General features: G+C 72.6%; 13 protein-coding genes. 8 read left to right on the plus strand and 5 right to left on the minus strand.

From position 1 onward, the window contains the following. Positions 1-359: 359 nt before the first annotated feature. A complete protein-coding gene (locus tag BJ999_RS27890; protein WP_179836013.1) occupies positions 360-1,964 on the minus strand; it encodes an amino acid adenylation domain-containing protein in 1,605 nt (534 codons plus the stop codon). A 236-nt stretch (positions 1,965-2,200) separates the two neighbouring features. On the opposite strand from BJ999_RS27890, the gene sbnA reads away from it, so the two are divergent. Further along, entirely contained in the window at positions 2,201-3,166 is a 966-nt protein-coding gene (gene sbnA / locus BJ999_RS27895; RefSeq protein WP_179836014.1) for a 2,3-diaminopropionate biosynthesis protein SbnA, read from the plus strand. A 28-nt stretch (positions 3,167-3,194) separates the two neighbouring features. Continuing rightward, entirely contained in the window at positions 3,195-4,220 is a 1,026-nt protein-coding gene (gene sbnB, locus BJ999_RS27900; RefSeq protein ID WP_179836015.1) for a 2,3-diaminopropionate biosynthesis protein SbnB, read from the plus strand. On the opposite strand, the gene BJ999_RS27905 is transcribed toward sbnB, so the two are convergent. After that, on the minus strand, positions 4,211-5,116 hold the full coding sequence (locus BJ999_RS27905) for an NAD(P)H-binding protein (protein WP_179836016.1): 906 nt from the start codon (positions 5,114-5,116) through the stop codon (positions 4,211-4,213). The two genes, sbnB and BJ999_RS27905, sit on opposite strands and share 10 nt — an antisense overlap. Positions 5,117-5,187: 71 nt before the next feature. Between BJ999_RS27905 and BJ999_RS27910 the strand changes: the two genes are divergently transcribed. After that, entirely contained in the window at positions 5,188-5,826 is a 639-nt protein-coding gene (locus tag BJ999_RS27910) for a TetR/AcrR family transcriptional regulator (protein ID WP_179836017.1), read from the plus strand. A gap of 91 nt (positions 5,827-5,917) precedes the next feature. On the opposite strand, the gene BJ999_RS27915 is transcribed toward BJ999_RS27910, so the two are convergent. Beyond that, complete coding sequence (locus BJ999_RS27915) at positions 5,918-6,724, minus strand: SAM-dependent methyltransferase (protein ID WP_179836018.1); 807 nt, start codon at positions 6,722-6,724, stop codon at positions 5,918-5,920. 192 nt (positions 6,725-6,916) lie between these two features. Between BJ999_RS27915 and BJ999_RS27920 the strand changes: the two genes are divergently transcribed. Together BJ999_RS27920 and BJ999_RS27925 are read left to right on the plus strand one after the other, a co-directional pair. Next, positions 6,917-7,159: a Rossmann-fold NAD(P)-binding domain-containing protein gene (locus BJ999_RS27920; protein ID WP_179836019.1), complete on the plus strand. Its 243-nt coding sequence runs from the start codon at positions 6,917-6,919 to the stop codon at positions 7,157-7,159. Between the two features lie 91 nt (positions 7,160-7,250). After that, positions 7,251-8,348 (plus strand): acyl-CoA dehydrogenase family protein, encoded by a 1,098-nt coding sequence (locus BJ999_RS27925; RefSeq protein ID WP_179836020.1) that lies wholly within the window; start codon positions 7,251-7,253, stop codon positions 8,346-8,348. On the opposite strand, the gene BJ999_RS27930 is transcribed toward BJ999_RS27925, so the two are convergent. Next, a complete protein-coding gene (locus BJ999_RS27930) occupies positions 8,323-8,733 on the minus strand; it encodes a DUF2000 domain-containing protein (RefSeq protein ID WP_179836021.1) in 411 nt (136 codons plus the stop codon). The two genes, BJ999_RS27925 and BJ999_RS27930, sit on opposite strands and share 26 nt — an antisense overlap. A gap of 63 nt (positions 8,734-8,796) precedes the next feature. Here BJ999_RS27930 and BJ999_RS27935 point away from each other — a divergent pair, with 63 nt between their 5' ends. The 3 genes from BJ999_RS27935 (at position 8,797) to BJ999_RS27945 (ending at position 11,501) form a co-directional block, all read left to right on the plus strand. Continuing rightward, positions 8,797-9,603, plus strand: coding sequence for an AraC family transcriptional regulator (locus BJ999_RS27935; RefSeq protein ID WP_229810602.1), 807 nt, complete (start codon positions 8,797-8,799; stop codon positions 9,601-9,603). A 15-nt stretch (positions 9,604-9,618) separates the two neighbouring features. Continuing rightward, positions 9,619-10,617 (plus strand): ADP-ribosylglycohydrolase family protein, encoded by a 999-nt coding sequence (locus BJ999_RS27940; RefSeq protein ID WP_229810601.1) that lies wholly within the window; start codon positions 9,619-9,621, stop codon positions 10,615-10,617. An 86-nt stretch (positions 10,618-10,703) separates the two neighbouring features. Then, on the plus strand, positions 10,704-11,501 hold the full coding sequence (locus tag BJ999_RS27945) for an alpha/beta fold hydrolase (protein ID WP_179836022.1): 798 nt from the start codon (positions 10,704-10,706) through the stop codon (positions 11,499-11,501). On the opposite strand, the gene BJ999_RS27950 is transcribed toward BJ999_RS27945, so the two are convergent. Continuing rightward, complete coding sequence (locus BJ999_RS27950; protein ID WP_179836023.1) at positions 11,498-11,917, minus strand: TIGR03668 family PPOX class F420-dependent oxidoreductase; 420 nt, start codon at positions 11,915-11,917, stop codon at positions 11,498-11,500. The two genes, BJ999_RS27945 and BJ999_RS27950, sit on opposite strands and share 4 nt — an antisense overlap. Positions 11,918-11,990 lie beyond the last annotated feature (73 nt).

Here is an 11,990-nt window from a genome sequence, read left to right on the forward strand (position 1 = left end):
GATCGGGTTTCCCCGTCCCCTTTCACCCCGAGTTCCCTCCGGGGGACGCACATCGCCCGCACGATCCCGGAGTCAACGCCCTGTGTTCCGGCCAATACGGAGCGCCGCCGCTTTCCGCCCTCGCCCGTCTTCCGCCCGCGTCCCACGATCTACTCAGGAGTAGCGGGGTCACAGTCAACCAGCCGGTCACATGCCTCGCAATCCCCTCAAAAGCAGAACTTGCCCCACCCCATTGCTAACAGGAGTGACAAAATCATCGGCCGCCCGGTCCGTTCCGGACCGGCCGGACGCTCGCCGGGTGACAAAGGTTGACAACCGAATCCGGCCAGTCCGGTCACGCTCGGTGAACGGCGGGCCCGCTACCTGCCCGGGTACTCGTGCACCACGACCGCGGCGGCCCGCACCGCCGGGTGGCGCTGCAGCACCGCCTCGATCTCGCCCAGTTCCATCCGCACTCCGGCGATCTTGACCTGGCGGTCGACGCGCCCCAGGTACTGGAGGGTGGGACGGTCCTCGCCGCCCGCGCCGGGCGGCAGCAGCCGCACCGCGTCGCCCGTCCGGTAGAGGCGCCCGGTCGGGGACGCGCCGAAGGGGTCCCGGTAGAACGCCTCGCGGGTCCGCTCGTCGTCGCCGAGGTAGCCGCGGCCGACCACCACGCCGCCGACGAACAGCTCCCCGGTCTCGCCGACGTCGCACGCCGACCAGGTGCCCTCGGCCGTGGCGCCGTCCGCCTCCGACCGCAGCACGTACAGGCGCGCGTTGACGACCGGCGTCCCGATCGGCAGGCGGAGAAGGTCCAGGTCACCGGCCGTCACGGTGTGGTGGGTGACGTCGTCGGAGCACTCGGTGGGGCCGTAGGCGTTCAGCAGCCGGGCGTGCGGCATCGTCTCCAGCCAGCGGCGGGACAGCTCGGCCGGCAGCTCCTCGCCGGTGGCGATCATCCAGCGCAGGCCCGCCAGCGGGCGGGGCCCGCCGTCCCGGGCCGGTGAGGCGCCGGGCGCCAGGTCGTCCAGCAGGTGCCTGACCATGGTCGGGACGAGCTCGACGACCGTGATGCCCTGCCCGTCCACCGCGCGGGCGAACGCGACCGGGTCGTGGCCCACCTCGTCGCCGATCACGTCCACCCGGCCGCCCAGCAGCAGCGGGCAGAGCATCTGCCAGATCGAGATGTCGAACCCCAGCGGGGCGGTGAACGCGACCACGTCGTCGCCGGTCAGCTCCAGGTCGATGATCTTCGCCCAGAGGTGGTTGAGCATGCCCTGGTGCTCGACGACCGCGCCCTTGGGGCGGCCCGTCGACCCCGAGGTGAACAGCACGTAGCGGGGCTGGTCGAGCGCGCTCAGGCGCGGCTCCCCCGCCCACGGGGCGAGGCCGTCCGCCCGCGCGGCGCCGACGACGCGGCACCCCGCCTCCGCCGCCCCCTCCAGCAGGGCCGGCGCGACCTCCCGCGCGTCGTCGCGGGAGGACCGCCCACCACGCTCCCCGGCCGCTCCGCGGTCCTGAGCGTCAACGGTGATCAGCACGGACGCGCCCGCCTGGCCGAGGACGTCGCGGACGCGGGCGGCGGGCCAGGTCTCGTCGGCCGGGACGTACAGGGCGCCGACCAGCTCGATCGCGAGGAACGCGGCGATGACGCCCGCGCACCGGCCGCCGCCCACCCCGACGACCGTGCCGGGGCGGACGCCCTCGTCCTCCAGCAGCGCGGCGAGCCGGCGCGCCTCGGCGGCCAGTTCGGCGTAGGAGAGCGTCCGGTGCTCGTCGGCGACGGCGGGGCGGTCGCGCTCGGCGGCGATCCGCTCCACCCGCGCGATGACCGGGCCGGCGAGGTCGACGTCCCGCTCGCGGAGCATCCCGAGCCGCGCGGCCAGCTCGCGGGCGCGCTCCGCCTGCGCCGCGGGCACGTCCAGGGCGGGCAGCCCGGCCAGGGGGAGCAGCCGGTCCACGGCGGGTCCGCGAGCACTCATCTTTACTCTCCGTGTTGTAGAACTTCTCCGCTGTAACAGCAAAACAAGCGGCCGCCATAGCCTAAGTCCGGCCCGGCAGAAGCACCACGCATTCTGCCCTACCGGCGGGTAATCAGGGGGTTGCGGCAGCAAGATGCCCGAAGGTACCGTGATGCCTCGCCATGGCTCTGGCGTGAAGCCCGCGGCGAACTTCGGGGGAAGACGAGGGAATTGCTTCTTCATTTCAGGGTGGCAGCGTGCCGATAATAACCTCGCCGCAGGAATTCAATGTCGACGACCTTTACGTCGATCTTCGGCATGTCATCGAACGCCCGCTATACCTCAAATGCGAGGGCTTCAACTTTGCCGGTTCGGTGAAACTGAAGGCGGCCGCGGCGATGGTCGAGGCGGCCGAGCGGGACGGCGCGCTCACCCCTGACTCGATCATCGTGGAGTCGTCGTCGGGCAACCTCGGGATCGCGCTCAGCCTGATCGCCGCGAGCCGCGGCCTGCGGTTCGTGTGCGTCACCGACCCGCGCTGCAACCCGGCGTCGATGCGGGTCATGCGGGCCCTCGGCGCGGAGGTGCGCGTGGTGTCCGACCGGGACGCCAACGGCGGCTACCTCGGCGGGCGCATCGACTACGTCCGGAACCTGTGCGCGTCCGGCGGCGGGTACGTGTGGCTGAACCAGTACGCCAACCGCAACAACTGGCTGGCGCACTACCGCGGGACCGCCCCGGCGATCGACCGCGAGTTCCCCGACCTGGAGGTCCTGTTCGTCGGCGCGGGGACGACGGGGACGCTGATGGGCTGCGCCCGCTACTTCCGCGAGCACCGCCGGCCCGTCACGATCGTGGCGGTGGACGCGGTCGGCTCGGTGACCTTCGGCGGCCTCCCCGAGCGCCGGATGGTCCCGGGCCTCGGCACCAGCAGCAAGCCGGCGCTGGTGGACGAGTCGTTCATCGACGACGTGGTGCACGTCCCCGAGACCGACACGATCCGGACCGTGCACGCGCTGGCCTCGCGCGGGTTCCTGTTCGGCGGCTCCACCGGCACCGTGGTGTCGGGCGCCTCCCGCTGGCTGGAGGCCAAGTACCCCGGCGAGGACCCCGTGGCCGTCGCCATCGCCCCCGACCTCGGCGAACGCTACCTCGATTCCCTCTACGAGGAGAACTGGCTGCGCGAACACTTCGGCGACCCGGCCGCTATCCTCGGCGACTGATCATCTACAGGAATACGGAGTTCCGCACATGACGCAGGCCCCAACGTTCGCCGTGGTCTCCGGCGCCCAGGTCCACGAGGCGGTCGCCGGGCGCGAGGCGGAGGTCACCCGGATGGTCGAGGCGGCCTACCGGCTGCACGGCGAGGGCCTGACGGTCAACCCCGACTCCTACTTCCTGCGCTTCCCCGACCGCCCGTCCGACCGGATCATCGCCCTGCCCGCCTCGGTCAAGGGCGGCGTCGGCGTGCACGGCATCAAGTGGATCTCCAGCTTCCCGGGCAACGTGGCGAGCGGCGTCCCGCGCGCGTCGGCCGTGCTGATCCTCAACGACGCCGAGACGGGCTACCCGTTCGCGTGCCTGGAGAGCTCCATCATCTCCGCCGCCCGCACCGCCGCGTCCGCCGCGCTGGCCGCCGCGGCCCTCGCCGACCGCCGCGGCGGGCGCCCCCGCCGGATCGGCTTCGTGGGCGTCGGCCTCATCGCCCGCTACATCCACACCTACCTGGCGGGCAACGGCTTCACCTTCGACGAGCTCGGCGTCCACGACCTGTCACGCGAGCACGCCGAGGGCTTCCAGGGCTACCTGGAGCGCACCGAGAAGGGCGCGATCACGATCCACGACTCGGCCGAGTCGCTGATCCGCTCGTCCGACCTGGTCGTCTTCGCGACCGTCGCGGGCGAACCGCACGTCACCGACCCGGGCTGGTTCGCGCACAACCCCCTCGTCCTGCACGTGTCGCTGCGCGACCTCTCCCCCGAGATCATCCTGTCGTCGTACAACGTCGTGGACGACGTCGAGCACTGCCTGAAGGCCAACACGTCCCCGCACCTGGCCGAGCAGCGGGTCGGCCACCGCGACTTCGTCGCCGGGACCCTGTACGACGTCCTGTCGGGCACGACGGCCCCGCCCGCCGACAAGCCGGTCGTCTTCTCGCCGTTCGGCCTCGGCGTCCTGGACCTGGCCGTGGCGAAGTACGTCTACGACCGGGTCGCGTCGTCGGGCGCGCTGAACACCGTCCCCGGCTTCTTCCACGAGATGAAGCGCTACGGCTGACGCCCGGTCGCGTGCACCGCGGGCTTGAGGACTTCCTCGCACCACTGCCGGAAGGTGGTCGGAGTGTCGATCACGTGCCGGGGTGTGCGGACGATCGCGTCGTCCAGGCCGCTCTCCTTGGCCGCCAGCATGTCGAGCATGCTCTGGACCATGGCGCCGGACATGCCTCGGGCGGTGAGCCGCTCCGTGAGGGCCTGGGCGGGGATCTGCTCGTACTGGACCGAGGTCCCGAGAACGTCGGAGATGACGGCGGCGATGTCGTTGTAGGACAGGTTCTCGGGGCCCAGCAGGGGGATCTCTTCCTGGCCGGTCCACGTGGTGTCGAGCAGCAGGCGGGCGGCGACGGCCGCGATGTCCCGCGTGGCGACGACGCGCAGCTCGCGGTCCGGAGGGATCACGTCGAAGAACAGGCCCTGCTCCTTGATCGTCCGGAGCTGCCGGAGCACGTTGTCCATGAAACCGGCCGCGGTCAGCGCGCGAAAGGCGACCCCGGTGCCGGCGATCAGGTCGTCCATGGCCAGCGACGCGGTCACGTGCCCGGCCCTGCCCGCCTGGGGGGTGCCGCGGCCGAGGGCACTGACGTCCACGACGCGCTCGACCCCGAGGCCGCGCATCGCCTCCGCCGCCGGCCTGGTGAAGCCCACGAACGACTCGTCCACGTCGGCGGCGCGGGGATCGGAGGGCAGCAGCCAGAACACGGCGTCGGCTCCGTCGAAGGCCTGGGCGACGACCCGGGCGTCGCCGTGCGACCCTTGGACGACCTCGACACGTTCCCGCACGTCGGCGGGCAGCCTCGCCGGATCGCGCGCGATGACGCGGACCGGCTCGCCGGCCGCGAGCACGTGGTCGACGACCTGATGCCCGATGTTCCCGGTGGGGGCGGTAATGACGATCATGGCTTCCCTCCAACGGCTGCCACGGCATTAAGTAAACTCAACCGTACCGTTTATTTTCGAGGACGCAACCGATGAGTGCAGCAGGCGCATCCCCCACGCGGGGCCGGCAGCGACGCGGTGAGGAGCTGCGGCGCCACATCCTGCTGGTGGCCAAGGACGTGTTCCTGGAGACCGGCTACGAACGGGCGTCGATGGACACCGTCGCCACGCGCGCCGGGACGTCCAAGCGGTCGCTGTACGCGCATTTCGAGAGCAAGGACAAGCTGTTCCTCGCCGTCATGGACTGGGTCCGCGAGCTGTATCTGGGCAGGCTGAAGACCCCGGACGCGTACGCCGAAGACCCGGCTGAGGCGGTCACGCTGTTCTGCGGGCGCTTCCTGCAGCTGATGGCGTGGGAACCCCAGGTGCGGACCTGCCGGCTCTGCATCGCCGAAGCCGAGCGCCTGCCCGGCAGTTCGAGCGCGTACTTCGACGCCATCTTCGCCAGCACCCAGGAGCGCCTCACCGGCTACCTGGCCGAGCACCACGTCCTGGACGCCGCGGCCCTCGCCGAGGACCTGCTCGCCCGGACGGTGCTCCCCCGCCTGTTCCGCACGCTCCTCAACGTCGAAGGCCCGAGCAGGGACGAGCCCGGCGAGGAGGCCCTGCCCGCAGCCGTGGACCTTCCCGCGATCCGCCGCCTGGTGTCGGCGGCCCTGCAGGGAGGTTAGGCGCCGGCCGTGCGGCTGGAGTCGAGCGCCGCGGTCGGCGCCCTCGTCCCCGTCGACGGCGGCTGGACCGCCCAGTGATCCGCGAGCCCGGCTAGGGCTTGCGGCCGACGGCGGCGTACATGTTGGTGGCGGTGTCGGGGAGGACCGGGGCACCGGGTGCGGGGCGCCAGCGCGGCATCGGGACGACGCCCGGGTCGAGGAGCTCCAGCCCGGCGAAGAGGCGCTCCACTTCGGCGTGGTCCCGCAGGTACATGGGGATGCCGCTGCTGGTGTAGTCATCGGCGAGCCGCCGCGACTCGGGGGCGAGGTCGCCGGTGGGGATGGTGACGGCGAGGCAGCTGCCGGGGGCGAGGGGGGCGACGAGCGCCTCCACCAGGCCCGCGGCGTCCTCCACGAACTGGAGCATGGCGATCACGGTCAGCGCGACCGGCCGGGAGAGGTCGAGGACGTCGCGCAGCGCCGGATCGTTGTGGAGCGTTTCAGGGGACCGCATGTCGGCCTCGATGTACGCCGTGCGGCCCTCGGGCGTGCTGGTCAGCAGCGCACGCGCGTGGGCCAGGACGATCGGGTCATTGTCGACATAGACGATCCGCGCGTCCGGCGCCACCTCCTGGACCACCTCGTGCAGGTTCGGCGAGGAGGGGATGCCGGTCCCGACGTCGATGAACTGCCGCACGCCCAGCTCGGCGAGGTGGCGACCCATCCGCTGCATGCAGGCCCGGTTGGCGATCATCGAGGTGCGCAGCCCCGGCCAGTTCGCCAGCACCGTGGCCGCGGTCTCCCGGTCGGCGGCGTAGTTGTCCTTGCCGCCGATGATGTAGTCGTAGACCCTCGCCGAGTGCGGCCTGTCGGTCTGCAGGTCCGCTTCGGCGGGCCGGCCCTGTGGAACGTCCGGCATATCCGGTACCCGCCTTCGCTCGTGCCTCCAGATCCGTGATCACTCTAATTCCGGATCGCACGAACGGCCCCGGTTTCCGCCCCACCCGACCGGACCGCCATCGCCTCCGGTGCGGACGGCTCGCCGGTTCCGGCGTAGGGCGCCGGGCCTCGTGCGGGACTGAGAACGACCGTGAGTGGGCACGGTCTGTCTATGGATGAGCGAGATGTTCCGCGTGGGGACGTGCAGGAGCTGTCGGACTTCGAGTTGGTCGTGTACGAGACGGTGGCGGAGATCGACAAGGAGCGCGGCGCGGCGGACTTCGAGACGATCGGGGCTCTCGTGGACGCGCCCGAGGAGGATCTGTGGGCCGCGCTCGGCCACCTCGTGTCGATCAACCATCTGCACTCGACGAGCAAGGGGTACGTCCTCGGCCCGCACGACTGGGCGCCCTGACGGTCCCGGTGGATGGGAAAGGCCCGGAGGCGGCGGCGGGCGCGCGGCACGATGATCCGGTAGGCCTGGGACACGTGTGGGAGGACGCCCGATGAAGCTCGTCGTCACCGAGGAACAGCGGGAGCTGCGGGACGCGCTGCGGCGCTTCTTCGCCGACCGGTCCCCCGGCGCTGAGGTGCGGCGGCTCATGGAGACGGCCGAGGGCTACGACCCCAAGGTGTGGCGCCAGATGGCCGAGCAGCTCGGGCTGCAGGGCCTCGCGATCGCCGAGGACCACGGCGGCGCCGGGTTCGGGGTGCGGGAGCTGGCCGTGGTGTTCGAGGAGATGGGGCGGGCCGTCGTGTGCGCCCCCTTCCTCGCGACGATCACGGCCGCGGCGGCGCTGGAGGCCGGGGAGGGCGGGCACGACCTGCTGCCCGGCCTCGCGGACGGGTCAGTGATCGCGACGCTCGCGGTGGCCGAGGACGACGGGTCCTGGGACCCCGGTTCGGTGCGGGCAGCGTTCGAGGGCGGCGTGCTGCGGGGGACGAAGAACTTCGTCCTGGACGGGCACGTCGCCGACCTGGTCCTCGTGGCCGCCCAAGGCGAGGACGGGGTCGGGGTCTACGCCGTCGAGGACGCGGCGGGCCTCGTCCGGCAGGCCCTCCCGACGCTCGACCAGACGCGGAGGCTGGCGCGGATCGAGCTGGACGGGGTTCCGGCGCGCAGGGTCGGCGGCCCGGAGGCGCTGGCGCGGGCCCTGGACGTCGCGGCCGTGGCGCTGGCGGCCGAGCAGCTCGGCGGGGCGCAGCGGACCCTGGACATGACGGTCGAGTACGCGAAGGTGCGGCACCAGTTCGGGCGGCCGATCGGGTCGTTCCAGGCGGTCAAGCACCGGTGCGCCGACATGTTCGTGCTGGTGGAGTCGGCGCGGTCGGCCGTGCTGAACGCGGCGGCCGCCGCGGACGAGAGCCCGGACGAGCTGCCCGCCGCCGCCGCGTTGGCCCAGGCGTACTGCTCGGAGTCCTTCTTCCACACGGCGGGCGAGGCGATCCAGCTGCACGGCGGCATCGGGTTCACCTGGGAGCACGACGCGCACCTGTACTTCAAGCGGGCGCAGTCGTCCCGGGAGCTGTTCGGTTCGCCGGACCGGCACCGCGAGCGCCTGGCCGCCCTCGCCGGGCTCACGGGTGCAGCCGCAACCCCTTGAGGACCTTGTCCACGCCGTTCTTCGGGCCGTGGACGGCGAACCCGACCAGGGGCATCTCCTCGGCGGCGACGGCCCGGACGGTCGCGCGGTTCGCCTCGTCGTGGCCCGTCTTGAACATGTCCTCGATGTAGACGGCGGTGTCCATCTCCCGGGCGAGGGCGCGCGCGTGGGCCGTTGAGATCGCCTCGGTCCCCGCCTCGTAGACCAGGACGGGCTGCCGGAACATCGCCAGGTAGGTGTTGCCGGACGCGTCCTCGTAGGGCTCGCCGAGGATGCCGGGAACGCCGCCCGCGACGGCGCCGGCGAGGAACGCGGTGACGTTGAGGCGCTGCCAGGCGGCCAGGTCGTCGCGGACCACGATCCCGATCTTGGTGTCGAAACGCATGCGGTCCAGCCTGCCCCGGCCCGGCCCCGACGTCTTGAACGCTCGTGCGCCAGACTGGGAGGCGTGGACTGGAGCAGGTACTGGCGGTCGCCCGACCGTCCCCTGGAGGCGATGCACGCCCACTTCGAGCGGCACGCCTACCACCGGCACAGCCACGAGACGTACTCGTTCGGCGTCACCGAGGACGGCTTCCAGGCGTTCCGGTGCCGGGGCGGGGCCCACACGAGCGCGGCCGGGATGGTCATCGCGTTCAACCCCGACGACCCGCACGACGGCCACGCCGCCGACGAGCTCGGCTTCACCTACCGCATCGTCCACATCGGCGCCGGGCTGATCTCGGACGTGCTCGCCGACATCGCGGCGCGCCCGGTCGGGCTGCCGCTGTTCGACTCGCCCGTCGTGCCGGACCCCGCCCTGGCCGGGGCCCTGCGCGGGCTGCACGCGGCGCTGCTCGGCGGCGCCCCGGCCCTGCGCCGCGACGAGCTGCTGACCGCGGCCGTCGGGACGCTGGTCGACCGGGCCGCCACGCGGCGGCTGCGCGCGACGCCCGCCGGCGGCTTCGTCGAGCGGGCCCGGCGGCGCCTTGAGGAGTCCTACACCGACGACATCGGCGCCGACGCGCTGGCGGAGGCGGCGGGGTGCAGCCGGTTCGCGCTGTACCGGGGGTTCCGGCGGGAGTACGGGATGGCGCCGAGCGACTACCAGCGCCAGCTCCGCCTCCGCGCGGCGCGCCGCCTGCTCGCCTGTGGCGACGCGATCGGGGACGTGGCGGCCCGCACCGGTTTCGCCGACCAGAGCCATCTGACGCGCTGGTTCGTGCGCTGCTACGGCGTGACCCCTGGTGGTTACCGCGACGCTTGCACGGGTTAGGGAAGAATGCCGCCCATGAGACGGGCGAGCGGGGCGATGTTCGGGCTGGCGTACGGGGACGCGCTGGGCGCGCCCACCGAGTTCCTCACCATGGAGCAGATCCACCGGCGGTTCGGTGAGCACGGCCCCACGCAGCTCGACGGCGACCCTGCGCTCGTCACCGACGACACCCAGATGGCGATCGCGGTCGGGCTCGGACTGCTGGACGCCCTGGCGAATCCTCCGTTCACCCCCGATCTGATCACGCCCATGTGGCGGCGGCGCTTCGTCGACTGGCTCAACAGCCCCGACAACGACCGCGCGCCGGGGAACACCTGCCTGCGCGCGTGCCGGAACCTGGCCGCCGGGGAATCCTGGGTGGAGGCCACCGTGGCGGGCTCCAAGGGCTGCGGCGCGAACATGCGCGTCGCGCCGGTCGGCCTGGCCCCGGGCTTGTCGGACGAGACGCGCGCCGGGGCGTCGCAGCTCCAGGCCGCTCTCACGCACGGGCATCCGACCGGGCTCGCGGCGAGCGAGCTGACGGCGTTCGCCGTCCGGTGGCTGGCCGACGGCATGGCCCCGTCCGACCTGCCCGCCGCGCTCCGGGCCCGCTGCCGCGACCAGCGCGCCGTCTACCACGAGCGCTGGCTCGGCACCCTGTGGCAGCAGCCCGGCATGGACACCCCCGAGACGTTCATCGCCCGGGGCTGGGACGAGTGCCTGGCCGTCCTCGACCGACTGGACGAGGCCGTCGAGCGCGGAGACCGGACGTCCGACCCCTGCGCGGCCACGGGCGCGGGCTGGGTCGCCGAGGAGGCCCTCGCCACCGGCCTGCTGTGCTTCCTGCTCTTCCCGGAGGAGCCGGTCGGGGCGATCCGGCGCGGCGCCGCCAGCTCGGGCGACTCCGACTCGATCGCGTGCCTGGCCGGCGCGTTCGCCGGCGCTCACCTCGGCATGGACGCCTGGCCGGGCGAGTGGTCCGCCCGCATCGAGTACGCCGCCGACCTCGCGAGGCTCGGCGGGGCCTGGGACTGACCCGGCGAGAGCACCGCTCTTGACTTCCCTCCGCCCAAAAGCTAATCTTCTTAGCTATAGGGCTACAGAGTTTTAAGGAGCGCGCGATGAGCGAGACCCGGTTCCTCGACCTTCCCGGCGGACGGCTGGCCTACGACGACAGCGGCGACGGCCCGCTCATCGTGTGCCTGCCCTCGATGCTCGACCTGCGGTCGCAGTACCGGTTCCTCCGGCCGCTGCTCCTGGACGCCGGGTACCGCGTCGTGACCGTCGACCAGCGCGGGATGGGCGAGACCAGCGCGCGGTGGCCCGAGTACGGGAGCACGCCGCTGGCCCACGACCTGCTGGCCCTTCTCAAGCACCTGGACGCGGGGCCGGCGCTGGTCTACGGGTGCTCCAACGGCGCCGCCGCGGCGGTGTGGGTCGCGGCCGAGGCGCCCGAGCTGGTCAAGGGACTCGTGCTGGCGGCGCCGTTCGTCCGGGACGGCGAGGCCGGGTTCGCGCAGAAGCTGACCGTCGCCCTCATGCGGGTCCCCGGCCTGGCCCTGCCGCTCTACCTGTCCTACTACCCCAAGTGGGAGCCGAAGCCCCCGGCCGACTTCGCCGAGCACAAGGCGAAGCTGAAGGCGAACTTCAAGGAGCCGGGCCGCGACAAGGTCATCGCCGAGTACCTGAGCATGTCCCACGCCGAGTCCGAGGCGCGGCTCGACCGGGTGCAGGCGCCCACGCTCGTCATCATGGGCACGGGCGACATCGACTGGCCCGACCCGGCCGCCGAGGCCGCATGGGTCGGCCAGAGGCTGGACGGCCAGGTCGTCCTGCTGGACGGCGCCGGCCACCACCCCCACGTGGAGTTCCCCGAGAAGGTCGCCGAGGCCGTCACGACCTTCCAGCGCTCCCTCTAGGACGCGGACCAGCCGGTCCAGGCCTCGATCGTCATGGCGATGACCGGGCCCTCGGGCGGGTGTTCGCGGTACTGGGGGTAGCGGTCCGCCAGGAGGCGGACGGGGTCGGCCATGCGTGCGGGGTCGTCGACGACGGTCGCGTGGCCGTCCACGCGGACCCACCAGAGCCGGTCCCAGTCGTCCTCGTAGTGGTCGGCCAGGAGCGCGACGCGGGGATTCGCCCGGATGTTGGCGAGGCGCCGCAGATCCCGGCTGCTCTTGGGCTTGTGGTCGACGGCCGTGTAGACGGCGCCCCGGTGGACGGCGAACGTCACGGGGACGAGATGCGGGCGGGCGTCCTCCCCCACGGTCGCGAGGCGCGCGACCGGGACGGTGGTCAGCAGGCGGCGCGCCTCGTCCGGCGCAAGCTTGGGCACCCCCTCAGCCTGCCACGCCGCTCCCCCGCGCGGGGTAGGGCGATCGCTCCGCGGCGGGAGGCCCGGCGGCTGC

The sequence above is a fragment of the Actinomadura citrea genome (assembly GCF_013409045.1).
GTDB classification, from domain to species: domain Bacteria; phylum Actinomycetota; class Actinomycetes; order Streptosporangiales; family Streptosporangiaceae; genus Spirillospora; species Spirillospora citrea.